Raw genomic sequence first — 22,997 nt, 5'->3', positions numbered from 1 at the left:
CCTGCCCCCCGCCTAACCCGGTTTGTTGATGTCCCTGCCTTTGCCTGCCTTTTGTTGTCCTCTCTGCGACTCGCCCGACCATGCCCTGTTTCATCAGGATCACCGCCGCTACCACAAGTGTGCGCGCTGCCGGTTGATTTTTGTGGAGCCGGGCCAGCGGCTGAGCCATGACGCGGAAAAGGCCGAGTACGATCTGCACCAGAACGACACTCAGGATGCGGGCTACCGGCGGTTTCTGAGCCGGTTGGCCACGCCGCTGATGGCGCGGCTGGCGCCGGGCAGTGAAGGGCTGGACTTTGGCTGCGGGCCCGGGCCGGCGCTGGCCGCCATGCTGAACGAGGCGGGCTTTGCCGTGACCACCTATGACCCTTACTATGCGAATCATGCCCAGCGGTTGCAGCGACAGTATGATTTTGTAACCTGTACCGAGGCGATAGAGCATTTTTATTCACCCGGGAATGAGTGGCGGCGCTTGCTGGCCATGCTCAGGCCCGGCGGCTGGCTGGGGCTGATGACCAAGCTGGCCCGGGATCAGGCGGCCTTTGCCACCTGGCATTACAAACAGGACCCGACCCATGTGTGCTTCTTCAGCCGCGATACCTTTGCGTGGCTGGCACAACGGGACGGGCTCGGCATCGAATTTATCGGTGCCGATGTCATTCTTCTGCACAAACCGGAGTCGTTATGACACGTATCAAGAAGGCCCGTACCCCGGGCCGTATCGGTGCCCGCAAGGAAAATCGGGAAACCGCAGAACAGGGCAGGGAACGCAAGCGCAAGGCCAGACGCAAGGGCCTGACCCCGGGTTCGCGCCACAATGTGGGTAGCGACAACCAGGGCGGCAAGGCATCAAAGGCGCCGAAAGACCCGCGCCTGGGCTCACGCAAGCCCGTGGCCCTGGTGCAGGAAGACGCCACTCGCGACACCGTGGCCGCCGCCAAGGCCGTGGCACCGGTCAAGGTCCGCAAGCTCACTCCGGAGCAGGAGCTGGACGCGCTTGAAAACGACGAGCGCCTCAACACCCTGCTGGACAAGGTGGAAGCGGGCGACAAGCTGAGCAAAGACGACAAGGTCTGGCTTGACCGCACCCTGGCCCGCCATCAGCAACTGCTGGAGCAACTCGGTCTGCTCGACGACGAGGATGAAGACGACGCCGAACCCGGCGACGACCTCTGGGATCGTTTTATGGATGCCGAGCTTGATCCTGCTCAATACCGCGACGAGGAAGACAAGTCATGATCTCCCCCTGGTTGATCGCCGCCCTGGTGGGCGGCGTCATCATAGTGGGTCTGGCCGTGTATGCGGGCATTCTGCTGGCGAAGCTGCGCCAGCAGACACAACACCGGCGCCAGGCCATAGCCAAACGCAACGATCGCATTCTCGACAGCGTGCGCACCATTGCCATGGCGGTGCGTGACGATCAGTGCAACCTGTCGGAAGGCGCCATTCGCCTGACCAACCTGCTTAATGCCCTGCAGTTTGATCAGCCCAGGGACTTCGCCGCCGAATACCCCGGCCTGTACGATCTGTACGACAAGGTCAGGGAGATGCCGACCCACGAGGCCCGCAAGCAGCTCAAACGCAACGAGCGTATGCGGCTGGATCTGGAGCGGGCCGGTCATGAAGGCGAACTGGAAGCCACCATTAAAATCGAGGTCGAGCGCCTGGTGAGTCTGGAACTGCCCGGTCGCTGACCGGGGAGGAGACAATGTCAGCGATTGAGTGGGATCAGGCGCTCATCGAAAAATACAACTACTCGGGGCCGCGGTATACCTCGTATCCCACCGCCCTCGAGTTCACCACCGACTTCGGCATGGCCGAGTTCGATGCCGCCGCCGAGCGTTACTCGCAGCGCCCGCTGTCGCTCTACGTGCACATTCCGTTCTGCCACAAGCTTTGCTATTACTGTGGCTGCAACAAGGTGATCACCCGTCATCAGGGCAAGGCCGATATCTACCTGGACTACCTGGAGCGGGAAATTCAAGCCATGGCGCCGCGCTTTGCCGGCCGCACCGTCACTCAGATGCACTGGGGCGGCGGCACGCCCACCTTTCTTACCGCTACTCAGATACAACGCCTGAACGGCCTGTTGCGCCGGCATTTTCACTTTGCCGATGAGGGCGAGTTCAGCATAGAGATAGACCCCCGTCGTATTGAGCTGTCACTGCTCGGCGTGCTCAGCTCGGAAGGCTTTAACCGCATCAGCCTGGGAGTGCAGGACTTCAACCAGGAGGTGCAAAGGGCCGTTAACCGGGAGCAGGATAACGGCTTTATTCGTGCCCTGGTGGCCAGGGCCGCCGAGCTGGGTTTTTCTTCTACCAATCTGGACCTGATCTACGGCCTGCCGCTGCAAACTCGGGAGAGCTTTCTGCATACCCTGGAGCAGGTGGTGGCGATGAAGCCGGCGCGGCTGTCGGTGTTTAACTATGCTCATCTGCCCAGTCGCTTCGCCGCCCAACGTAAGTTGAAAGAGGTCGACATGCCGGCCCCGGCCATGAAACTTGCCATGCTGCAGGACTGCATTCGCTACCTCACCGGCCGGGGCTACCAGTTTATCGGCATGGATCACTTTGCCCTGCCCGACGACCGCCTGGCGGTGGCTCAGCGCCACGGCGAGCTGCACCGTAACTTTCAGGGCTACACCACGCAGGGGGAATGTGACCTGCTGGGACTTGGGGTATCTGCCATCAGCATGATCGGCGATACCTATTCCCAGAATCACAAGGAGCTGAAGCAGTATTACGCCCAGATCGACGCACTGGGCCATGGCCAAAGCGTGGGCTATGCCCTGAACGAAGATGATTGCCTGCGCCGGGATCTGATCAAGCGGCTTATCTGCAATTTTGAATTGGAGTTTGCGCCCCTTGAAGCGCAATACGGCATCGCGTTCAACGACTACTTCGCCGAGGACTTCGCGCTGCTGCAACCCTTTGTAGACGATGGCCTGGTGCTACGGAAGGCGGACCGCCTTGAGGTAACCCTCAAGGGGCGGCTGCTGATCCGCAACATCTGCATGTGCTTTGACCTGCACTCCCGCCGGCAGGCCCGCCGACAGCAGTTTTCCCGCGTGATCTGACTCAGTCCGCCGAGGAGCGACGGACGATCAACTCGGGGGGCGGGCACTGCACTATGCTCGCCGTCGCCTTGCCGCCGATCTGCGCCAGCAGCAGGGAAATGGCCTGATCCGCCACCTCGGCCAGGTGCAGGTTGACCGCCGTCAGCGGCGGCTCGCATTTCTGGGCCCGCAGACCGTCATAACGGGTGACCACCCGCACGTCTTCCGGCACCCGCCGTCCGGCTTCCTGCAGGGCCCGTACCACCCCCACCGCGAAGGCGTCGACCGGCGCACAGATGGCGTCCACGCCCGGCTGCTCGGCCAGCAGCCGGCGGCAGGCCTCGGCGCCGGCGTCTTCCCCGCCCATTTCCTCCGCCCGAATGATGGAGCAGGGCAGTTGGTGCCGCCGGGTGAAATCCAGATAGGCCTGCTCCACATCCACATAGGAGTGACGGCGCTGCTGGCCGATCAGCAGGGCGATGTGGCGCGCTCCCCGCTCCCGCAGGTGTTCGAGCAGCATGCGGCCGGTACGTTCGGCCTGCATGTCCACATAGGGCACCGTCGGCTCGGTGTCGGGCTGGCGGCCGATGGACACCACCTGGATGCCCCGGCGCTGCAACTGGGTGACCTGGGGATCCTCGGCCACCGGCTCTATGATGATGGCGCCGTCCACGTCCAGCTCGCCCAGCAGGTTGCGGGCTTCCTCCAGCGGCGGCACCAGCACCAGCGCCAGTCCCTGTTTCAGCGCCGCCTCCGCCGCCGTGGCGGCGATTTCCATCATGAACCCCAGACGTGAGGGGCCCCCCGCCACGGCAAAGGGCATGGAGGAGAGCAGGGCGATGGAATTGGTGCGCCCGGTGCGCAGCCGCTGGGCCCGCAGGTTGGGACTGTAGCCCAGCTCGTTCGCGATCTGCTTGACCCGTGCTCGGGTCTGGGGATCCACCTGGCCTCTGTCGTTGAGGGCGTGGGAGACGGTGGTGCGGGACACGCCGGCGGCGGCGGCGACATCGGCGATGGTCAGGCGGCGCTGGGCACCGGGTTTGACGGAACTCATGGACTCTCTGCGGGCTGATCGCGGTTGGGCTCGAGTATACCCCTGCGCCGGCAGGGGGACCAAACCGATTCCGGTGGCCGTTTTTGACGTATTGACAGCCGGTGAAACTTTGCATACCTTAACCAAATCGATTTGGGGTCCAGGTTTGGCCCGAATCGTTTAGTTTGACCAGTTGTTGTGACTGCCGCGGCAGTAGTAGGCTGCGGTTATTTTTATCGCCGTCCCAAATCGATTTTGTATGGCAGAAAGGTGCCGGTTTCCCCCGTGACGGCTCGGTTTTATATGGAGAGTCCACCATGTCTCAAGCTCACAAGGATGTCATCGAACCCGTTGACGAAAAGCTGCCCCTGAGAACCCTGCTGGCGTTCGGGTTGCAGCATGTACTGGTGATGGCGGCGTCGCCCATCGCCTCGGTTTTTCTGATGGCCACGGCGCTGGATTTCTCGCCGGATCTGACCATCAATCTGCTCAGCGCCACCTTTATCATCTGCGGCCTGGGCACCCTGCTACAGTCCATCGGCTGGCGCGGCTTCGGCGCCCGGCTGCCGTTCATCATGCTGCCCGGCGGCGCGCCCATAGTGCTGTTCATTCTGATCGCCCAACAGACCGATGTGGCTACCGCCACCGGGGCGGTGATACTGACGGCCCTGTTCTATTTCCTGGTGTTGCCGGTGTTCCGCCGTTTCCTCAGGCTGTTCCCCTCTGTGGTGGTGGGCACCATGCTGCTGCTGGTGGCCATCAACCTGGTCAAGATCTCGGGCTTCCTGATCGTTGGCAAGACAGGCTCCGAGAACTACGCGGATCCATTGAATCTGATGCTGGCCTTCACCACTATCGGCTTCACCGTGCTCTTCGCCCGGGTGCTCAAGGGCATGATGAACCAGCTGGCGATCCTGCTGGGCCTGCTGGGCGGTACCCTGATGGCGGTGTTGTTTGGCGCCTTCCATTTTGAGCATCTGTCGTTGTTCCCCCTGTTCAGCCTGCCGACCCTGCTGCCCTTTGGCATGCCCAAGTTTGACCTGGTGGCCTCCCTGCCCCTGATGATCTTCTGCATCATCTCCATGGTGGAAGCCACCGGCCAGACCCTGGCCATCGGCGAAGTGGTCGACAAGAAACTGGATCCTCAGGTGGACGTGGCCAGAACCATTCGCGGCGACGCCGCCGTGTCCCTGCTCGGCGGTTTGTTCGGCACCTCACTCATCATCACCAGCGGCGAAAACATCGGCGTGGTGCGCGCCACCGGTATTCGTTCCCGCTATGTCACCCTGATGTCCGGCCTGTTGCTGATCCTGTTCGCCCTGTTGGCGCCGCTGGCGCGGGTGATCCACGCCGTGCCCGAAGCCGTGATCGGCGGCACCGGCATGGTGGTGTTCGCCATCGTCGGCACCATGGGTATCGACATGCTGCGCCGGGTCAACCTGCGCCAGCACGGCAACATGTATGTGGTGTCGGTGGCCCTGACCGTGGGCCTGTTCCCCATTCTGGTGCCCGGCGTGTACAGCCAGTTTCCGTCCGGCCTGGCCTCCCTGCTGGGAAATGGCGTGGCCATGGGTGCCATTACCGCCGCCCTGATGAATGCCCTGTTCCAGTACAAGAGCAAGCAGGCGGCGCCGGCCGCCGAGGGTGAAGAAGCGCCTCGCCTGCAAGGCCACTGAATGTATTCGGGCAGGCGGACGGCCTGCCCCCGCAAGAAAGGAAGATTAAGATGACGCAACTCAATTATCGTCAGTTCGAGCAACCCTGCCTGCTGGCGCCCGACTGGCTGATGCTGGCCGACGGGCCGGTACGGGATCACGCCGTGCTGCTCGACGGCGAACGATTCGGGGATGTGGGCCCGCTCGAGACACTGCGCGCCGCTCATCCCGAGGTGGCGGTGGTGGCCCTGCCGGGCAAACTGGTCATGCCCGGCTTCGTCGACAGCCATCACCACCTGACCCAGGCCTTCGGCAAGGCGCTGGTGTTTGGCGAGCCGTCGGAAATCTTTCGTCGGGTATGGGTTCCTATGGAATCCGGCCTCACCCCGGACATACTGTACCTGACCGCCAAACTGGCCTCGCTGGAGGCCCTGCGCGGCGGTTTCACCACCGTCTGTGATGCCGGCACCCGGGCCAGCGAGGGGCTGGACGCCATCGCCCGCGCCACCACGGAAGTGGGGCTGCGCTGCGTGCTGGGCCGGGTGTGCAACGACAAGCGTGGCGACCAGGTGCTGGAAACCGGGCCCATTCTGGCCCAGGCCGAGCGGCATATCGCCGACTGGCAGTCCAATCCCCTGGTGACGCCGTCGCTGGCGGTACCGATTCCGGAGATCGCCACCGACGCCATGCTGCACCGGGTGTCGTCCCTGTGCGCCGAGGCGGGCATCGTCTTCCAGACCCATGTCAACGAGCACCTGGTGGCGGTGGAACGTTCCCTGGAGCAGCGGGGCCTGCGACCGCTGGAGCAGCTGTACAGGGCCGGAGCCCTGGGGCCCCAGGCGTTGCTGGCCCACGCCACCCTGCTGACCCCGGACGAGCTGATGATGCTGCGGGACACCGACAGCGCCGTCAGCTACAACCCGGTGGCCAGCGCCTGGAAGGGCAACGCCGTGGCCCAGGCCCAGCTGATGCACAGCCTGGGCATCCGCGTGGCTCTGGGTACCGACGGCACCCGCAGCGACGGTTTCCGCCTGCTGGATTACGCCGAGGCGGCCCAGCGTTTCGCTTTCGGCATGGCGGTGGGCGATTCGTCCTGCGGTGGCGGCTGGCCCTGGCTGGATCAGGGCACCCGCGGCGGCGCCGGCGTGCTGGGACTGAACACCGGTGAAATCGCCCCCGGCAAGGCGGCGGACTTTTTGCTGGTCGACCTGGAAGTGCCCGAACTGCTGCCGTCCTGGGATCTGAGCTGGGAGCTGGTGCGGCTGGCGAACCGGGATCAGATCCAGGGGGTGTTCGTCGCCGGCCGGCTGCGGCTGTGGCAGGGCTGGCCCCTGGACTGGGATGCCCGGGCCCTGATGGCCGAGGCCAACGAGCTGGCCAAGGCGGTGGTGTCCGGTGCGCCGATCCAGAAGATCCATCCCTACACCGACGCCCACCGCCGCGACTGGCTGGCCGAGCGGGGCGGGGAGCGTCACGCGTGACCGGCGACGTCTGGTTGTGGAGCGCCCTGGCGGTGGCCGCCGGCGCCTTTGTACAGGGTGCCACCGGCATGGGGTTTGCGCTGATCGTCGCGCCGGTGCTGGGGCTGCTGGCCCCGGCCCTGTTACCGGTCAGCCTGCTGGTGCTGATGTTGCCGCTCAACGCCCTGATCGCCTGGCGTGAGCGCGGCTCTATCGATTTGTTGGGCACCAAGTGGATCACCCTGGGCCGGGTGGCGGGCACCTTTGGCGGCCTTTGGGTGCTGGTGGTGCTGCCCCTTAATCAGCTCAACCTGTTGATCGGGGTGTCGACCATAGCGGCGGTGCTGGCGAGCTGGCTGGCGCCGGCCTTTTCGCCCAACCGCCGGGCCTATGTGTCCACCGGGGTGATCACCGGCATTACCGAAACCGCCACCGGCATCGGCGGTCCGCCCCTGGCGCTGGTGTACCAGCACATGCCGGTGGCGACCCTGCGCGCCTCGGTGGCGACCTGTTTTTTGATCGGTGAGCTGGTGTCGTTGCTGGTGCTGGCCCTGAATGGTCGGCTGCAGCCCGAGCTGTTGCAACCGGTCACCAGCCTGCTGCCGGCGCTGGCGGTGGGTCTGGTGCTGAGCCAGCTGGTGCACCGGCGGCTGGATGCGCGCTTTTTGCGTCGCTTCGTGCTGCTGTTCGCCTTTGTTTCCGGCACCCTGGTGCTGTTTCAATAATACGGGCTGGCGCAAATCAGGCAGATGAAGTTGGGCCGCATCGGCGGCCCTTTTTTATTCCCGCTCTGCGCTGGCCGCCAGCAGGGCGGCCTTTTCATTTGGATCGAGAAAGGCCATGTGAAGGGCGTTTTCCTGGCACTGGCGAGCCTGTTGTGCCGTCAGGCCGGCGCGCACCGCGGCGTCCGTGTACTCGTGGCGCAGCTCTATGCCTTCCACCGCCGGGTCGTCGGTGTTGAGGCAGACCTTGATGCCTTTTTGCAGAAAGCGTTGAACGGGGTGGTGCGCGAGGTCGGCCACCGTGCTGGTCTGCAGATTGGAGGTCAGGCAGGACTCAATGCCAATGCCGTGTTCGGCCAGGTAATCGAGCAGCGCCTCGTCTTCCACCGCCCGCACGCCGTGGCCGATGCGTTCGGCGCCCAGCTCACGCACCGCCTGCCACACGCTGGCGCCGCCGGCGGCCTCGCCGGCGTGTACGGTGACGCGCAGGCCGGCGTTCCGCACCCGGCGAAAGTGCGCGGTAAAGCGCTCGCCGGGAAAGCCGGCCTCGTCCCCGGCCAGATCCATGGCCACCAGTTTGCCGGCATGGGCCAGGCAGGCGGCCAGCTCCCGCGTGCAGGCGGCCTCGCCAAAGGTGCGGCTCATGATGCCGATGAGTTTCACCGGCACGCCGAAGTCCCGGCTGCCGGCGGTCACGCCGTCGATCACTGCTTCCACCACGCCTTCCGGGTCCAGGTGATGATTCATGGCCATATAGCCGGGGCTGAAGCGCAGCTCGGCGTAATCAATGCCGGCGTTGCTCAGATCCTCCACGTTCTCATAGGCCACCCGCCGGCAGGCGTCATAATTGCCCAGCACCCTGACCCCCCAGTCGAGTTTGGCGAGAAAGGCCAGCAAATCCGGCGTGTTGCCCTGTACTTGCACATGGTGCAGCAGGCCATCCAGGGTGTCGGCAGGCAGGGCCAGATCAAAGGCCCGGCCCAGTTCCAGTATGGTGGCCGGGCGAATGTTGCCGTCCAGGTGACGGTGCAGGTCGAGCAGGGGCAGGCTGGAATCTATCATTACGGCTCCGCATGGGGTGGTGGTGCTTCCATTCTACTCTCTGGTGGCCGATTCTTCCGGTTGCAATTCCTTCAGTTTACGGGTCAGGGTATTGCGACCCCAGCCCAGCAGGCGGGCGGCCTCCTGCTTGTGGCCCTGGCTCTGGGTCAGCGCGCAGTCGAGCAGAATGCGTTCGAATTCGGGCAGGGCCTCGGCCAGCAGATCCTTGCGGCCCCGGGCCAGTTCGTCGCTGGCCCAGCGCTTCAGCGCCTGGCGCCAGTCCTGGGGCTGGCCGCCGGTGCCGACCGGCTCCGGATCAGGCTCCCGTTTCAGCAGCTCGGGGGGCAGATCCGAGACCAGCACTTCCTGGCCCGATGCCATGACGGTGAGCCAGCGGCACACGTTTTCCAGCTGGCGCACGTTGCCGGGCCAGGGCAATTGCTGCAACAGCGTCTGGGTGTCGGTATGCAGGGTCTTGGCGTCCACGCCCAGCTCCCGGGCGGCCAGCCCCAGAAAATGGCGGGCCAGTTTGGGAATGTCTTCCCGCCGCTCTCGCAGTGCCGGCATGTGCACGCGAATCACGTTGAGGCGGTGGAACAGATCCTCACGAAAGTCGCCACTGGTGACCTTTTTTTCCAGATCCTGGTGGGTGGCGGCAATGATGCGCACATCTACGCGAATGGGCTGGTGTCCGCCCACCCGGTAGAACTGGCCATCGGCCAGTACGCGCAGCAGCCGGGTCTGAATGTCCAGGGGCATGTCGCCGATTTCGTCCAGAAACAGGGTGCCGCCGTCGGCCTGCTCAAAGCGGCCACGGCGCACGTTATTGGCGCCGGTAAAGGCGCCCTTTTCATGGCCGAATAGCTCTGACTCGATCAGATCCTTGGGAATGGCCGCCATGTTGAGGGCGATAAAGGGCTGTTCGGCACGAGGGCTGTGTTTGTGCAGGGCATGAGCCACCAGCTCCTTGCCAGTCCCGCTCTGGCCGTTGATCAGCACCGAAATGGAGGAGCGGGCCAGTCGGCCGATGGCGCGGAATACTTCCTGCATGGCCGGCGCTTCGCCGATGATCTCCGGGGTGCGCACCGCCTCCGGCTGCGCCCCCGGTGCCTTGCGCCGGCTTTCCTTTACAAAGGCCACGGCCCGCTGCACCAGGGCGACGGCGTCGTCTATGTCAAAGGGCTTGGGCAGGTATTCAAAGGCGCCGCGCTGGTAGGCATTGACCGCGCTGTCGAGATCCGAGTGGGCGGTCATGATGATCACCGGCAGGTCGGGGGCGCGTTTGTGAATGGCGCCGAGCAGGGTGAGCCCGTCCATGCCTCCCATGCGAATATCGGAGATCACCACGGCGGGCTGCACCCCGGTCAGGGCATCCAGTACACTTTCACCGTCTTCAAAACTGCGGCAGCGAAACCCGGCCTGGGCCAGGGCCCGCTCCAGTACCCAGCGAATGGAGCTGTCGTCGTCGACGACCCAAATCAGTTCAGCCATAAAGTGCTCCTATCGTCGTAGCGGCAGATAAATAATGAATTCGGTCAGGCCCGGCCGGCTCTGGCACTCAATGCGGCCCTGATGCTGATGGATCAGCTCCTGGGCGATGGACAGTCCCAGTCCGGTACCGCCTTCCTTGCCGGTGACCATGGGGTAGAACAGGGTATCGTGCAGGAGGGCGGGAATGCCCGGACCGTCGTCGATAATGCGCACCTCGGCGGCCAGCCGGTAGCGCTTGCCCTGCAGCATCACCTGAAAGGCGGTGCGGGTGCGAATGGTGATGTGGCCGTGATCGCCCAGGGCCTCCACGGCGTTGCGCACCATGTTGAGAAAGGCCTGCTGCAATTGCTCCGAATCCATTTCCAGGTCCGGAATGCTGGGATCGTAGTCCCGTGTCAGGGTAATGCCGGGAGGAATGTCCATGCTCACCAGGCGGCGTACCTGCTCCAGCACCGAGTGCAGGTTGATCACCTCGCGCTGGCCCGGGCGTTGAGGACCGAGCAGCCGATCCACCAGGTTACGCAGCCGGTCTGCCTGGGCAATGATGAGGTGGGTGAATTCCTTGAGCTCTTCCTTTTCCAGCTCCCGCTCCAGTAGCTGGGCCGCGCCCCGCAGGCCGCCGAGGGGATTCTTGATCTCGTGGGCCAGGCCGCGCACCAGCTCCCGGGCCGCCTGCTGCTGGGCTCGCTGCTGCAGCTCCTGGCTGATTTTCTTTTGCTGGTCGACCAGCCTCAGTTCCATCAGGGCCAGGGTCTGCCGCTCCCAGGTAAAGGCGGTGACGCTGACGTCGACCCAGCGGGGCAGGCCGTCGATGATCACCTGTACCTCGCTGTTGGTAAACCCCTGCTCCAGCTCGATGCAGCGCTGAATGCGGCGCATGTCGAGGGAAATGTCTTCCACCACCTGATCCAGCCGGGCGTCCTGCAGCCGGCGCTTGCTCAGGGTGAGCAGCTGTTCGGCGGCGGTGTTGGCAAATTGCACCACCAGGTCGCCGTCTACCACCAGCACCGCCGTGAGCTGGCTGTCGATAATGGTCTGAATGCTGATCCGGTTTTTCACGCTCACGTCCTCAACATCAAGGCTTGCACCAGTGTGGTGCAAACAGTGTAACCCATGACCAGCGAATTGCTACATCATGGTGCAACTTGCGGCGGTTTGATGAAAACATCTGGGCCTTGATGAGTACCGTTGCAAGAACCTTGCCCGCCCGGTGGCAATATCTTGGCAAATATCGGTAGCGTGAATATAATTAGCTAGCTAACTAACTTGGAGGTCGAGATGAGAACACTGGGCATGGCGCTGGCCAATCTGGTGCGGCAGTGGCGGCTGATCAACGATGAACGGCTCAAGCCCCTGGGGCTGACCCAGAGTCGCTGGATCACCCTGACCCATCTGCAGCGGGAAGAGGGCATTCAGCAGCATCAGCTGGCGCGCCGGGTAGGGGTGGAAAGCCCGTCCCTGGTGCGCACCCTTGACGGGCTGGAGCAGCTGGGGCTGGTGGAGCGCCGGCCCTGTGCCAATGACCGCCGTGGCAAGACGGTGCACCTGACCCCGGCGATCCAGCCATTGTTGTCGGAAATGGAGGTGGTGCTGGACCATACTCGTCGTCAGGTGCTGGAAGGCCTGAGCGATGCCGAGCTGGCCGAGTTTGAGCGCATGGTGAACCACATTGGCGGCAACCTGCAGAAACTGAGCGAGCAGCTGGGAGAAAAAGAGGGCAAATGATGACCGCAGAGCAAAGTTTCAATCGCTGGGTACGCATTGCCCTGATCACCTTTGGGGTGCTGCTGGTGTATTTCGTGCTGATCGACAATTACGCCCCCATGACGCCCCAGGCCCAGGCGCACCGGCCGGTGCTGTCGGTGGGTCCTCGTGTGGCGGGGCAGGTCACGGAAGTCGCGGTCGGCAACAACCAGCAGGTGGCGACGGGGGAGCTGCTGTTTGCGCTGGATGACACCGACTACCGCCTGGCCCTGGCTCGGGCCGAGTTGCAGCAGCAGCTGGCCGCCGCCGACAGTGCCCGTCAGCGAGCGGTAATGGAAGCGGTGCAGGCGGAGATTGAACAGGCGCGGTTGCGGGCCGAAGAGCTGGCCCGAGAGGCCGTCCGGCTGGAGCGATTGCACCGCCTCGGCCATATGTCGGTGCAGCAGGCGGAGCAGGCCCGCAACCAGGCCGAGCAGGCGCAAAGCGCGCTGCAGGCGGCCGAGGCCAGGCTGCACGAGGCGCGGCAGGCCCAGGCTGCGGTGGAACTGACCCATGAGCAGGCCAGCAATGCCCATGAACAGGCCCGGCTGGCGCTGGAGCGTACACGAGTGAGGGCGGAAATCGCCGGCCGTGTCGGCAACCTGCAGTTGCAGGAAGGGGTGCAGGCCCAGGCCGGCCAGCCGTTGCTGGCACTGATTTCCAACGAACTGACGGTGATTGCCGATCTGCGGGAGAAGAGCCTGCGTCATGTCACCACCGGCACCGAAGTGGGGGTGGTGTTCGATGCCCTGCCGGGCCACATTTTCGACGGCCATGTCAGCAGCATCGACAGCGGGGTACGCCAGGGGCAGCAGTCAGCCGACGGCCTGCTGGTGCAGCCGGAAAACTCCGATCGCTGGGTGCGGGACGCCCAGCGGTTGCGGGTGCACATCGCCCTGGATGAGCCGGTGCCGCCGCTGGCCACCGGCGCCCGGGCCACGGTGCAGTTGTTTCCCGAGGCGGGCAGCTGGCTGCACGGCCTGGGCTGGATCCAGCTGTGGCTGGTGAGTCAGTTCCGCTATCTCTACTGATGGGTATGCGGCCATGACCTTTACCGACGACAAGCTCAGGGGCTGTCTGCGCATCGCTATTGGCAGTACCATCGGCATGCTCACCGCCAAGGTGATGGACTGGCAGATGGGGGTGTTTTTTACCGTTTACCCTATGCTGCTGCTGGGCATGGTGCCGGTGCTGAACCGCTTTGTCATGGTGCAGTTTATCGGCTCGTCGGTGCTGACCTCGCTGGAGGTCATGCTGCTGCCGGGGCTGCTCGGGCACTGGCCACCGGCGTATGTGATGGTGGTGTTTCTGTTGTTTCTGTGGCGGTTCAACCTGATGGCCAAAGGGCCGCTGATGCTGTTTGGTGCCAGTGGCTGCGTCAGCCTCAGCATCATGCTGCACTTTGCCAGCTACCCCCAGTATCACCTGGCCGACATGGCCGCCAGCAACATAGTGGCATCCTGCCTGTCGGTGGCGGTGGCCGCGTTGCTCTATGCCCTGCTGCCCAACCGGGAACCTCCCGTGGCCCGGGCGCTGCCGCAGAAAAGCGACAACGTGCTGCGCCATCAGACCCTGCTGGGAGCCATCGTGGCCACCCTCAGTTTTGTGGTGTTTCAGACCCTGGATCTGGTGGACTCGCTGTCGGCCCAGGTGGCCACCGTGCTGGTGCTGTTTCCCATGAGCTTCGCCGGCGCCGTGGTATCGGGGCGGGCCCGTTGCATCGGCACCCTGCTGGGGTGCTCGGCGGGGTTGCTGTTTCAGTTGGTGCTGTATGACTACTACCACAATCTGCTGCTGCTGGGACTGGCGTTCTGGATTTGCACCATGGTGTTTGCCCGGCTGCATGCTCGAGAGCCCATGCCCGGTGTGGGCTTTTCCGGCTTGACCACGGTGGGCATTCTGTTTGGGCAGTATGTGTCGCCCCAGCATGATCTGGTGTTCAGCGCCCTTTACCGCATGAGTTCGATGACGGTGGCCATTCTGCTCACCCTGTGCTGCGTCTATCTGGTGCACAAGCTGCTCAACCTGTTTCCGTCTACTCGCCATCAGGTGTTGTAATCGTTGGTGAGGGGTGAGTTGTGGATTCTCCTCAATCCTCACCCCTGTCACCTCACTATTATCTCGTTCCTACGCAGAGCGTGGGAGCGAGCAACAAAAAAGGCCCGGTTTCCCGGGCCTTTTGACACTCAGCTTATCGCGTCACGCTTATACGGAGTAGTAGAGATCAAACTCCAGCGGGTGAACCGCCATGTTGATGGTCTCGGTCTCGGTGCGCTTCTGCTTGATGTAGGCATCAATGAACTCGTCGGAGAACACGCCACCACGGGTCAGGAACTCGCGATCCTGGTCCAGGTTGTTCAGGGCGTCGTCCAGAGACACGGCCACGGTCGGGATCTCGGCGGCTTCTTCGGCCGGCAGGTCGTACAGATCCTTGTCCATGGCATCGCCCGGGTGGATCTTGTTCTGAATGCCGTCCAGGCCGGCCATCAGCAGGGCCGCAAAGCACAGGTAGGGGTTGGCGGCCGGATCCGGGAAGCGGGTCTCGATGCGGCGGGCCTTGGGGGAACCGACCAGCGGAATCCGAATGGAGGCGGAGCGGTTACGGGCGGAGTAGGCCAGCATGACCGGGGCTTCAAAGCCGGGCACCAGACGACGATAGGAGTTGGTGGCCGGGTTGGTGATGGCGTTCAGGGCACGGGCGTGCTTGATGATGCCGCCGATGTAGTACAGCGCCATTTCGGACAGGCCGCCGTACAGGTCGCCGGAGAACAGGTTTTCACCGTTTTTGCCCAGAGACTGGTGCACGTGCATGCCGGAACCATTGTCACCTACCAGCGGCTTGGGCATAAAGGTGGCGGTCTTGTTGAAGGCGTGGGCGACGTTGTGAACCACATACTTGTAGATCTGAATTTCGTCGGCCTTCTTGGTCAGGGTGTTGAATTTGCAAGCAATTTCGTTCTGACCGGCGGTGGCTACTTCGTGGTGGTGAGCTTCAACCACCAGGCCCATCTCTTCCATGATCAGACACATGGCGGAGCGAATGTCGTGGGAAGAGTCAACCGGAGCTACCGGGAAGTAGCCGCCCTTCACGCCAGGACGGTGGCCCTTGTTGCCTTCCTCGTAGTCGCGACCAGAGTTCCACTTGGCCTCGGTGTCGTCGATCTTGAAGAAGCTGCCGGACATGTCGGTGTGGAAGCGCACGTCGTCAAACATGAAGAATTCCGGCTCGGGACCGATCAGCACGGTGTCGGCAATGCCGGTAGACACCAGGTATTCTTCGGCGCGACGGGCGATGGAGCGCGGGTCGCGGTCGTAGCCTTGCATGGTGGCGGGCTCAAGCACGTCACAACGAATGTTCAGGGTGGCGTCTTCGGTAAAGGGATCCATCACGGCGGTGGACGGATCGGGCATCAGTACCATGTCGGACTCGTGAATGGTTTTCCACGCGGTCATGGAAGAGCCGTCGAACATTTTGCCTTCTTCAAAGAAGTCATCGTTGATCTGGTTTACGGGCAGGGTGACATGCTGCTCCTTGCCTTTGATATCGGTAAAGCGCAGATCGATGAATTTGACATCGTGTTCCTTGATCATGTCCATTACGGTTTCGATTGACATGGATTTCGACCTCCAAAAATAAGCATCCTAGGGTCTGATGAACAAATTCATCAGTTGCCGTTTACTAAGCTAAAACCGTGCCATGTTGGTAAGTGCTTGTTATGTGGGCATATTACCGACAAGCATGAAAACCGGCTGCCATTGCCATGCACCAGTTTAGTGCATGTCTGGATCCTTTTGGTGCGAGTTTGAAGAGATGCGTTATTCCGGTGCATTTGCTGTCCATTCCGCACGGCCGGCAGCGGCCCGGGCCCATGATAGCACTCAAGGTGAGCATGAGGATCGGTGCGAGTCTTTTTCATTGGCCCTGGGAGGGCGTCGGCCCGAACGCCGGGGTGGCGTCGATTCCGCCGCTGTGGCGGGGCGCGGGCAGCCAACACAATAAATTAATATATTGAAGCGGCTAAAGCGTGTACAATTTGCAGCCCTTTTTATTTGGTTCCGCTGCACTCGTCGCGACGGACACCCCCTGAGAGCGGCAGCGCCGGCGTGTGCCCGCCTCGATACTATGCGAGTGAAAGAAATTAATGTCATCTGAAATCAACAACTTGAGAAACATTGCCATCATCGCGCACGTCGACCACGGTAAAACCACCCTGGTAGACAAGCTGCTGCAGCAGTCCGGTACCCTGGAAAGCCGCGGTGAAGCCGAAGAGCGCGTCATGGACTCCAACGATATCGAGCGTGAGCGCGGCATTACCATTCTGGCCAAGAACACCGCCATTCGCTGGACCTCTCCCGAGGGCCAGGAATACCGCATCAACATCGTGGACACTCCCGGACACGCCGACTTCGGTGGTGAAGTAGAGCGGGTCATGTCCATGGTTGACTCGGTGCTGCTGCTGGTGGACGCCCAGGAAGGCCCCATGCCTCAGACCCGCTTCGTGACCCAGAAGGCCTTTGCCCAGGGCCTCAAGCCCATCGTGATCATCAACAAGGTGGACAAGCCCGGCGCCCGTCCCGACTGGGTGATGGATCAGGTGTTTGACCTGTTCGACAATCTGGGTGCTACCGACGACCAGCTCGACTTTCAGGTGGTATATGCTTCCGGCCTGAACGGCTGGGCTTCGCTCGACGCCGATGAGCGCACCGAAGACATGACCACCCTGTTCCAGACCATAGTGGATCAGGTACCGGTACCCGACGCGGATCCGGAAGGTTCCCTGCAGATGCAGATCTCCCAGCTCGACTACTCCTCCTACGTGGGTGTTATCGGCGTGGGCCGCATCAAGCGCGGCACCGTCAAGGTCAACCAGCAGGTGACCGTGATCGGCGCCGACGGCAAGACCCGCAACGGCAAGGTGGGCCAGGTGATGGGTTACCTGGGTCTGCAGCGTCATGACGTGACCGAAGCCAGCGCCGGCGACATCGTGGCCATTACCGGCCTGGGCGAGCTGAAGATTTCCGACACCGTCTGTGCCGCCGGTGCCGTGGAAGCGCTGCCGCCGCTGTCGGTAGACGAGCCCACCGTGACCATGACCTTCCAGGTCAACACCTCTCCCTTTGCCGGCCTCGACGGCAAGTTCGTGACCTCGCGCAACATTCTCGAGCGTCTGCAGCAGGAGCTGGTACACAACGTGGCCCTGCGGGTGGAAGAAACCGGTGATCCCGACAAATTCCGCGTATCCGGCCGGGGTGAGCTGCACCTGGGCATTCTGATCGAGAACATGCGTCGGGAAGGCTTTGAACTGGCGGTGTCTCGCCCGGAAGTTATTCTGAAGGAAGAAGACGGCCAGCTGATGGAACCGTTCGAAACCTTGACCGTGGACGTGGAAGAAGACTGCCAGGGCTCCATCATGGAGAAACTGGGTGAGCGCAAGGCCGAGATGACCGACATGGTGCCGGACGGCAAGGGCCGCGTGCGCATCGACTTCATCATTCCGGCTCGTGGCCTGATCGGCTTCCAGACCGAGTTCATGACCCTGACTTCCGGCTCCGGCCTGATGTACCACACCTTTGACCACTACGGTCCGCACAAGGGTGGCAACATTGGCCAGCGCAACAACGGCGTGCTGATCTCAAACGGCAAGGGCAAAGCCCTGGCCTACGCCCTGTTCAACCTGCAGGAGCGTGGCCGCCTGTTTATCGAGCACGCCACCGAGGTGTATGAGGGCATGGTGATCGGCATTCACAGCCGCTCCAACGACCTGACCGTAAACTGCCTCAAGGGCAAGCAGCTGACCAACATTCGTGCCGCCGGCACCGATGAGGCGCTGACCCTGGTGCCGCCGATCAAAATGACCCTGGAGCGCGCGCTGGAGTTCATTGACGACGACGAGCTGGTGGAAGTGACCCCCAACCACATTCGTATTCGCAAGAAGCTGCTGGCCGAAAACGATCGCAAGCGCGCCAGCCGCGCCTGATCGTCTTCACCCGCAGTATAAAAGGGGCGCCTCGGCGCCCCTTTTTCGATCGCGTGGCAGGCAAGACGGACAATGTCTCACCTCTCACGCCCCTCCTCACATTCAAATTATTTGAATTATTAGGCCAGTAAAGGTTGCTTTGATTTACCGGCAAAGGCATTAAACTTGAAACTGATAATCATGCACAGTTGCAAGCGCTGCTTTTTCAAGCGGCTGCGGGAGAGCCGTATTATGCAGAAATATTCAATCACGATGCGCCTGTTTCACTGGAGTACCGCCCTGCTGGTATTCGGCCTGTTTGGCGTGGGACTGTGGATGCGCAGCCTGGGCTATTATGATCCGCTCTATCAGGTGTTGCCCTACTGGCACAAGAGCGTGGGCTTTTTGCTGGCCGGGCTGGTGGTGATTCGCCTGCTGGGGCGCTGGTTGTTTACTCAGCCGGGACCGCTGGCCAGCCATCAGCCCTGGGAGCGCCGGCTGGCGCACCTGATGCACTGGCTGCTGTATGGTCTGCTGTTCGGGCTTTTTGTCAGCGGCTACCTGATCGCCACCGCCGACAACAGACCCGCGTCCTTTTTTGGCTGGTTCGACATTCCGGCCCTGTTTACCGCCTTTGACAACCAGGAAGATGTAGCCGGGCTGATCCACGAAATTTTTGCCTGGTCGCTGATCGGGCTGGTGGCGCTACACGCCCTGGCCGCCCTCAAGCACCACTGGCTTGATAAGGATGACACCCTTAAACGCATGCTCTGATTTTGTCCACCAAGGAGAGATGAAATGAAAAAAACCATGATTGCCGCCGCCCTGATGGCCGTGTCCGCGTCACCGGCCTTTGCCGCCGTGGAAAATTACACCGTCGACACCGACGGCATGCACGCCTCGGTTAACTTTAAAATCAATCACCTGGGTTACAGCTGGATCGTGGGCCGCTTCAACGACTTCAAGGGCAGCTTTGCCTTTGACGAGGACAATGCCGCCAATAACAGCGTGCAGGTGACCGTGAATACCGCCAGCGTCGACACCAATCACGGCGAGCGCGACCGCCACCTGCGCAGCGACGACTTTCTGGACGTGAGCAAATTTCCCGAAGCCAGCTTCAAGAGCACCAGCGTCACCAAAGACGACGACGAGGGGGAATATGTCGTGAAAGGGGATCTCACCCTGCACGGTGTGACCAAACCGGTAGAGTTTGAAATCGAGCAGGTAGGCGCCGGTGAGGACCCCTGGGGCGGTTTCCGTCGCGGCTTTGAAGGCGAGCTGGAGCTGAAGCTCGCCGATTTCGGCATCGACTACGATCTGGGCCCGGCCTCGGCCACCGTGTATCTGGAAATGCACCTGGAAGGCGTGCGTCAGTAAGACGCAGATGCCTGTCCCGTGAATACGCCGCCCGGGCTCAGGCTCGGGCGGCTTTTTTGTTTGAGTCCTTTTTGCGAGTGGTCGCGCTGGCCCCCGGGGCGTGAAATTTGCCACAATAACCATTCACTTGCCGTTACACAGGATGTGCCATGACCCAGATTGTCGCCCGCATCGGACACCGTTTGCGCTTTTTGCGCGACCATGGAGCGGACTTTGGCCGCTTTGTGCTGAAACGCGTGCAACAGGACCGGCTCAAGGTAACCGCCGGCTATCTTACCTACATCAGCCTGTTGTCGCTGGTGCCCATGCTGGCGGTGGTGTTTGCCATGATGTCGGCCTTTCCCATGTTTGCCGAGCTGCGCGATACCATTCAGAACTTTGTGTTCAGCAACTTTGTGCCGGCGGCGGGGGACGTGGTGCAGAAGAACATTCAGGGCTTTATCGACAATGCCTCAAAGACCACCGCCATCGGCGTGGCGGCGCTGGCGGTGACCGCCATGATGCTGATCTCGGCCATCGACGAGAACTTCAACCATATCTGGCGGGTTAGTCAGAAGCGGCGCTGGTCGGTGGCCTTTTCCACCTACTGGATGATCCTCACCCTGGGGCCGATTCTGGCCGGGGCCAGCCTGGCGATAACCTCCTACGTCACCTCGATGCGCATTTTCCAGGGCGACAGCTTCTTTGGCGTGGGCGCCGTGCTGCTGAGCCTGCTGCCGTTTCTGCTGTCTACCCTGATGTTCGTGGTGTTCTACATGGTGGTGCCCAACAAGCGGGTGCGCTTCGGCCACGCCATTGTCGGCGGCCTGGTGGCGGCGGTGCTGTTTGAAATCGCCAAGCGCGGCTTTGCCTTTTACATCACCCAGTTTCCGTCCTACCAGGCCATTTACGGCGCCCTGGCGACCGTACCCATCCTGTTTGTATGGGTCTATCTGAGTTGGATGATCGCCCTGTTCGGCGCCGAAATCACCGCCAGCCTGGGGGATTATGAGCACAGCCACGGGCTAAGCTTTGAAGACGACAACGACGACGAGGACCCGGCCTGATGCGCACCCTTTATCCGGCGATTGCCGCCAACCGGCAGCAGTGGTTGCAGGTGTCCGACCTGCATCGAATTTATGTGGAAGAGAGCGGCAATCCGCTGGGTATTCCGGTGGTGCTGGTGCATGGCGGGCCGGGGGCCGGCATCAGCCCCGAGCATCGGCGTTTTTTCGATCCGGAGTGTTACCGCATCATACTGTTCGACCAGCGCGGCACCGGCCAGTCGACCCCCCATGCCGAGCTGACCGACAACAGCACGCAGGCGCTGATCGCCGACATGGAGCACATTCGCACCACTCTGGGCATTGACCGCTGGCTGGTGTTTGGCGGCTCCTGGGGATCCACCCTGGCACTGTGCTATGCCATTGCGCATTCCGAGCGAGTACTGGGGCTGGTGCTGCGCGGCCTGTTTCTGGGGCGGCAGCAGGATCTGGACTGGCTCTATCAGCCCGAGGGCGGTGCCGCCCAGCTGTTTCCCGACTATTACCGGGAGTTTCTGGCGCCCCTGGACGGCGATGCCCGGGATCTGCTCAACCGCTATTACCGGTTGCTGACCAGCGACAATGAGCTGGCCCGGCTCAATGCCGCCCGGGCCTGGGCCATTTGGGAGGGGCGCATCTCCACCCTGTTGCCGAGAAACGATGCCGACAGCCATTACGGCGAGGCCCACAGTGCCCTGGCGCTGGCCCGGCTGGAGTGTCACTACTTCGTCAATCACTGTTTCTTTGAGGAAAATCACATCATCAAGGCCATTGAACGAGTGCGTTCGCTGCCCGCCATTCTGGTGCACGGCCGTTATGATGCCATCTGCAAGCCCGCCGCCGCCCTTGCCCTGGCCGATCACTTGCCCGAACTGCGCCTGCAAATTGTGCCCGGCGCCGGACATTCGGCCTTTGAACCGGGTATTATGGACGCCTTGGTCAAGGCGACCGATCATATGGCGAAGGAGCTCAACAAGACATGATAGCCCTGATACAGCGGGTGACCGAGGCAAGGGTCACCGTGAGCGGCGAGCAGGTGGGCGCCATTGGCCCCGGCCTGCTGGTGCTGCTGGGGGTGGAACGGGAAGACGATCAGGCCAAAGCCGACAAGCTGCTGGCCAAGGTGCTCGGTTATCGCGTGTTTTCCGATGAAAATGGTAAAATGAACCTCAATCTGCGCCAGGCCGGCGGTAGCCTGCTGGTGGTGTCCCAGTTTACCCTGGCCGCCGATACCAACAGTGGCCTGCGCCCCAGCTTTTCCCGCGGTGCGGCACCGGCCGACGCCGAGCGCTGGTACGATTATTTCGTGATGGCAGCCCGGGATCAGGGCGTGGCCACCGAGGCCGGCCGTTTTGCCGCCGACATGCAGGTCAGCCTGACCAACGACGGCCCCGTCACCTTCTGGCTGCAGGTTTAGCCAACGGCCATTTGAGTCGTTATTCACCAGGGCGGGGGCGAGAAATACGCCTGCCGCCGATATGCCTTTCCATTGCACTCTGTCGCCGCGGGCGGCAGGATAGTCATAGATAACCCTAACAGGAGCAGACCATGTATCGTGTGGTCACCCCGCAGACGGAAGCGGAACTGGAAGCCTACTATCAGCTGCGTTGGCAGCTGTTGCGCAAACCCTGGCAGCAACCCAAGGGCTCGGAACGCGACGAGTTCGACGAATATGCCCATCATCGCATGATGGTGGACGACAGCGGCCGACTGGTGGCGGTGGGGCGCCTCTATGTCAGCGGCGATGAAGCCCAAATCCGCTTTATGGCGGTGATCCCCGATTGCCGTGACCAGCGCCTGGGCACCCGCATGGTGCAGGCCCTGGAACAGGTGGCTCGGCAGGAAGGGGTACGCCGGCTGGTGATGAATGCCCGGGAAGAAGCGGTGGCCTTTTATACCCACTGCGGCTTTACCGTGGTGGGCGAGGGCCCCATCAGCTTTGGCAAGATTCCCCACCGGCAGATGATCAAGGCGCTGACTCCCATGCATCGCATCAGTCACCGGCCCGAGCTGTGCGACGAGCTGCAGCGGCAATGGCACAGACGCATTCCCATCAGCGAAAAGATGGGCGTGAAAATCATTCAGTACACCGGCAGCAAGTTTCGTACCCAGGCCAATCTGACCGCCAATCTCAACCTGCACGAGTCCATGTTTGCCGGCAGCATCTACAGCCAGTGCGTGCTCACCGGCTGGGGGCTTATCTGGCTGCAAATGCAGGAATACGGCCTGAGCGGTGACATTGTGCAGAGCAGCGGCGACATCAAGTACCTGACGCCGGTCTGGAGCGAGCCCACCGCCGAGGTGCAGGGTCGGCTGCGGGAGCAATTGCAGCCCCTGGCCCGGGGCGAGCGGGTCAAGGTGGAGCTGTCCATCACCCTCTACAGCGGCGACACCCGCGCCGCCCTGTTTACCGGACGCTATGTGATATTGTCCCATTAGAA

At 62.3% G+C, this 22,997-nt stretch carries 22 protein-coding genes; 17 read left to right on the top strand and 5 right to left on the bottom strand.

Features of this window, described 5'->3' with window-relative positions:
* Positions 1 to 28 precede the first annotated feature (28 nt).
* From OJHNALOF_RS00895 to hemN, 4 genes are read left to right on the top strand one after another with little or no spacing between them, the layout of a single operon-like run.
* Positions 29 to 688, top strand: a complete 660-nt coding sequence (locus tag OJHNALOF_RS00895; protein WP_094201007.1) for a class I SAM-dependent methyltransferase — start codon at positions 29 to 31, stop codon at positions 686 to 688.
* Complete coding sequence (gene yihI / locus OJHNALOF_RS00890) at positions 685 to 1,239, top strand: Der GTPase-activating protein YihI (RefSeq protein WP_165660864.1); 555 nt, start codon at positions 685 to 687, stop codon at positions 1,237 to 1,239. Before OJHNALOF_RS00895 ends, yihI begins: the two co-directional genes overlap by 4 nt.
* The gene (locus OJHNALOF_RS00885) at positions 1,236 to 1,694 is read left to right on the top strand and encodes a DUF2489 domain-containing protein (RefSeq protein WP_165660863.1); all 459 of its coding nucleotides are present in this window, start codon (positions 1,236 to 1,238) and stop codon (positions 1,692 to 1,694) included. The genes yihI and OJHNALOF_RS00885 overlap by 4 nt, the downstream gene beginning before the upstream one ends.
* A gap of 14 nt (positions 1,695 to 1,708) precedes the next feature.
* Positions 1,709 to 3,076 carry an oxygen-independent coproporphyrinogen III oxidase gene (gene hemN, locus OJHNALOF_RS00880; RefSeq protein WP_165660862.1) on the top strand — a complete coding sequence of 456 codons (1,368 nt, stop codon included), beginning with the start codon at positions 1,709 to 1,711 and terminating at the stop codon, positions 3,074 to 3,076.
* Position 3,077: 1 nt separating this feature from the next.
* On the opposite strand, the gene OJHNALOF_RS00875 is transcribed toward hemN, so the two are convergent.
* A complete protein-coding gene (locus OJHNALOF_RS00875) occupies positions 3,078 to 4,109 on the bottom strand; it encodes a LacI family DNA-binding transcriptional regulator (RefSeq protein ID WP_165660861.1) in 1,032 nt (343 codons plus the stop codon).
* A gap of 296 nt (positions 4,110 to 4,405) precedes the next feature.
* On the opposite strand from OJHNALOF_RS00875, the gene OJHNALOF_RS00870 reads away from it, so the two are divergent.
* Genes OJHNALOF_RS00870 through OJHNALOF_RS00860 form a run of 3 tightly spaced genes read left to right on the top strand, consistent with a single transcriptional unit; the run spans position 4,406 to position 7,928 of the window.
* Complete coding sequence (locus tag OJHNALOF_RS00870; protein ID WP_165660860.1) at positions 4,406 to 5,764, top strand: uracil-xanthine permease family protein; 1,359 nt, start codon at positions 4,406 to 4,408, stop codon at positions 5,762 to 5,764.
* 50 nt (positions 5,765 to 5,814) lie between these two features.
* Positions 5,815 to 7,224: an amidohydrolase family protein gene (locus tag OJHNALOF_RS00865; RefSeq protein ID WP_165660859.1), complete on the top strand. Its 1,410-nt coding sequence runs from the start codon at positions 5,815 to 5,817 to the stop codon at positions 7,222 to 7,224.
* Positions 7,221 to 7,928: a sulfite exporter TauE/SafE family protein gene (locus OJHNALOF_RS00860; protein WP_165660858.1), complete on the top strand. Its 708-nt coding sequence runs from the start codon at positions 7,221 to 7,223 to the stop codon at positions 7,926 to 7,928. The genes OJHNALOF_RS00865 and OJHNALOF_RS00860 overlap by 4 nt, the downstream gene beginning before the upstream one ends.
* A gap of 54 nt (positions 7,929 to 7,982) precedes the next feature.
* Here the strand turns inward: OJHNALOF_RS00860 and add are convergent, their stop codons facing one another.
* Genes add through glnL form a run of 3 tightly spaced genes read right to left on the bottom strand, consistent with a single transcriptional unit; the run spans position 7,983 to position 11,516 of the window.
* The gene (add, locus tag OJHNALOF_RS00855) at positions 7,983 to 8,987 is read right to left on the bottom strand and encodes an adenosine deaminase (protein WP_165660857.1); all 1,005 of its coding nucleotides are present in this window, start codon (positions 8,985 to 8,987) and stop codon (positions 7,983 to 7,985) included.
* A gap of 33 nt (positions 8,988 to 9,020) precedes the next feature.
* A complete protein-coding gene (gene glnG / locus OJHNALOF_RS00850) occupies positions 9,021 to 10,457 on the bottom strand; it encodes a nitrogen regulation protein NR(I) (RefSeq protein ID WP_165660856.1) in 1,437 nt (478 codons plus the stop codon).
* Between the two features lie 9 nt (positions 10,458 to 10,466).
* Entirely contained in the window at positions 10,467 to 11,516 is a 1,050-nt protein-coding gene (gene glnL / locus OJHNALOF_RS00845) for a nitrogen regulation protein NR(II) (protein ID WP_165660855.1), read from the bottom strand.
* 219 nt (positions 11,517 to 11,735) lie between these two features.
* On the opposite strand from glnL, the gene slyA reads away from it, so the two are divergent.
* Genes slyA through OJHNALOF_RS00830 form a run of 3 tightly spaced genes read left to right on the top strand, consistent with a single transcriptional unit; the run spans position 11,736 to position 14,258 of the window.
* Entirely contained in the window at positions 11,736 to 12,182 is a 447-nt protein-coding gene (gene slyA / locus OJHNALOF_RS00840) for a transcriptional regulator SlyA (protein WP_165660854.1), read from the top strand.
* The gene (locus tag OJHNALOF_RS00835) at positions 12,179 to 13,231 is read left to right on the top strand and encodes an HlyD family secretion protein (RefSeq protein WP_240919605.1); all 1,053 of its coding nucleotides are present in this window, start codon (positions 12,179 to 12,181) and stop codon (positions 13,229 to 13,231) included. The genes slyA and OJHNALOF_RS00835 overlap by 4 nt, the downstream gene beginning before the upstream one ends.
* Before the next feature lie 13 nt (positions 13,232 to 13,244).
* A complete protein-coding gene (locus OJHNALOF_RS00830) occupies positions 13,245 to 14,258 on the top strand; it encodes a DUF2955 domain-containing protein (RefSeq protein WP_165660853.1) in 1,014 nt (337 codons plus the stop codon).
* Positions 14,259 to 14,405: 147 nt separating this feature from the next.
* Here the strand turns inward: OJHNALOF_RS00830 and glnA are convergent, their stop codons facing one another.
* The gene (gene glnA / locus OJHNALOF_RS00825) at positions 14,406 to 15,815 is read right to left on the bottom strand and encodes a glutamate--ammonia ligase (RefSeq protein ID WP_094200994.1); all 1,410 of its coding nucleotides are present in this window, start codon (positions 15,813 to 15,815) and stop codon (positions 14,406 to 14,408) included.
* A 527-nt stretch (positions 15,816 to 16,342) separates the two neighbouring features.
* On the opposite strand from glnA, the gene typA reads away from it, so the two are divergent.
* The 7 genes from typA to OJHNALOF_RS00790 all read left to right on the top strand — a co-directional run bounded on the left by typA (position 16,343) and on the right by OJHNALOF_RS00790 (position 22,995).
* Positions 16,343 to 18,178 (top strand): translational GTPase TypA, encoded by a 1,836-nt coding sequence (typA, locus tag OJHNALOF_RS00820; RefSeq protein ID WP_094200993.1) that lies wholly within the window; start codon positions 16,343 to 16,345, stop codon positions 18,176 to 18,178.
* Between the two features lie 231 nt (positions 18,179 to 18,409).
* Positions 18,410 to 18,931, top strand: coding sequence for a cytochrome b (locus OJHNALOF_RS00815; RefSeq protein ID WP_240919604.1), 522 nt, complete (start codon positions 18,410 to 18,412; stop codon positions 18,929 to 18,931).
* A 24-nt stretch (positions 18,932 to 18,955) separates the two neighbouring features.
* Entirely contained in the window at positions 18,956 to 19,534 is a 579-nt protein-coding gene (locus OJHNALOF_RS00810; RefSeq protein ID WP_094200992.1) for a YceI family protein, read from the top strand.
* A gap of 149 nt (positions 19,535 to 19,683) precedes the next feature.
* Positions 19,684 to 20,580: a virulence factor BrkB family protein gene (locus OJHNALOF_RS00805; RefSeq protein ID WP_094200991.1), complete on the top strand. Its 897-nt coding sequence runs from the start codon at positions 19,684 to 19,686 to the stop codon at positions 20,578 to 20,580.
* Positions 20,580 to 21,539, top strand: a complete 960-nt coding sequence (gene pip / locus OJHNALOF_RS00800) for a prolyl aminopeptidase (protein ID WP_165660852.1) — start codon at positions 20,580 to 20,582, stop codon at positions 21,537 to 21,539. Before OJHNALOF_RS00805 ends, pip begins: the two co-directional genes overlap by 1 nt.
* Entirely contained in the window at positions 21,536 to 21,973 is a 438-nt protein-coding gene (dtd, locus tag OJHNALOF_RS00795) for a D-aminoacyl-tRNA deacylase (RefSeq protein WP_165660851.1), read from the top strand. The genes pip and dtd overlap by 4 nt, the downstream gene beginning before the upstream one ends.
* A gap of 131 nt (positions 21,974 to 22,104) precedes the next feature.
* The gene (locus OJHNALOF_RS00790; protein ID WP_094200988.1) at positions 22,105 to 22,995 is read left to right on the top strand and encodes a bifunctional GNAT family N-acetyltransferase/hotdog fold thioesterase; all 891 of its coding nucleotides are present in this window, start codon (positions 22,105 to 22,107) and stop codon (positions 22,993 to 22,995) included.
* The last annotated feature ends 2 nt before the right edge of the window (positions 22,996 to 22,997 follow it).

The organism is Oceanimonas sp. MB9, from assembly GCF_011319775.1.
Taxonomy (GTDB): domain Bacteria; phylum Pseudomonadota; class Gammaproteobacteria; order Enterobacterales; family Aeromonadaceae; genus Oceanimonas; species Oceanimonas doudoroffii.
Note: the sequence above shows the minus strand (reverse complement) of the source record. Positions and strands in the feature narration are given on the sequence as shown.

Excerpts from the sequence above, each read along its gene's own strand:
- yihI (WP_165660864.1), top strand. The coding sequence starts at position 685 with ATGACACGTATCAAGAAGGCCCGTACCCCGGGCCGTATCGGTGCCCGC.
- dtd (WP_165660851.1), top strand. The coding sequence starts at position 21,536 with ATGATAGCCCTGATACAGCGGGTGACCGAGGCAAGGGTCACCGTGAGC.
- OJHNALOF_RS00815 (WP_240919604.1), top strand. The coding sequence starts at position 18,410 with ATGCAGAAATATTCAATCACGATGCGCCTGTTTCACTGGAGTACCGCC.
- glnA (WP_094200994.1), bottom strand. The coding sequence starts at position 15,815 with ATGTCAATCGAAACCGTAATGGACATGATCAAGGAACACGATGTCAAA.
- typA (WP_094200993.1), top strand. The coding sequence starts at position 16,343 with ATGTCATCTGAAATCAACAACTTGAGAAACATTGCCATCATCGCGCAC.
- OJHNALOF_RS00865 (WP_165660859.1), top strand. The coding sequence starts at position 5,815 with ATGACGCAACTCAATTATCGTCAGTTCGAGCAACCCTGCCTGCTGGCG.
- OJHNALOF_RS00895 (WP_094201007.1), top strand. The coding sequence starts at position 29 with ATGTCCCTGCCTTTGCCTGCCTTTTGTTGTCCTCTCTGCGACTCGCCC.
- glnG (WP_165660856.1), bottom strand. The coding sequence starts at position 10,457 with ATGGCTGAACTGATTTGGGTCGTCGACGACGACAGCTCCATTCGCTGG.
- add (WP_165660857.1), bottom strand. The coding sequence starts at position 8,987 with ATGATAGATTCCAGCCTGCCCCTGCTCGACCTGCACCGTCACCTGGAC.
- OJHNALOF_RS00870 (WP_165660860.1), top strand. The coding sequence starts at position 4,406 with ATGTCTCAAGCTCACAAGGATGTCATCGAACCCGTTGACGAAAAGCTG.
- OJHNALOF_RS00835 (WP_240919605.1), top strand. The coding sequence starts at position 12,179 with ATGATGACCGCAGAGCAAAGTTTCAATCGCTGGGTACGCATTGCCCTG.
- OJHNALOF_RS00875 (WP_165660861.1), bottom strand. The coding sequence starts at position 4,109 with ATGAGTTCCGTCAAACCCGGTGCCCAGCGCCGCCTGACCATCGCCGAT.
- OJHNALOF_RS00830 (WP_165660853.1), top strand. The coding sequence starts at position 13,245 with ATGACCTTTACCGACGACAAGCTCAGGGGCTGTCTGCGCATCGCTATT.
- pip (WP_165660852.1), top strand. The coding sequence starts at position 20,580 with ATGCGCACCCTTTATCCGGCGATTGCCGCCAACCGGCAGCAGTGGTTG.
- OJHNALOF_RS00810 (WP_094200992.1), top strand. The coding sequence starts at position 18,956 with ATGAAAAAAACCATGATTGCCGCCGCCCTGATGGCCGTGTCCGCGTCA.
- OJHNALOF_RS00790 (WP_094200988.1), top strand. The coding sequence starts at position 22,105 with ATGTATCGTGTGGTCACCCCGCAGACGGAAGCGGAACTGGAAGCCTAC.
- OJHNALOF_RS00885 (WP_165660863.1), top strand. The coding sequence starts at position 1,236 with ATGATCTCCCCCTGGTTGATCGCCGCCCTGGTGGGCGGCGTCATCATA.
- OJHNALOF_RS00805 (WP_094200991.1), top strand. The coding sequence starts at position 19,684 with ATGACCCAGATTGTCGCCCGCATCGGACACCGTTTGCGCTTTTTGCGC.
- slyA (WP_165660854.1), top strand. The coding sequence starts at position 11,736 with ATGAGAACACTGGGCATGGCGCTGGCCAATCTGGTGCGGCAGTGGCGG.
- hemN (WP_165660862.1), top strand. The coding sequence starts at position 1,709 with ATGTCAGCGATTGAGTGGGATCAGGCGCTCATCGAAAAATACAACTAC.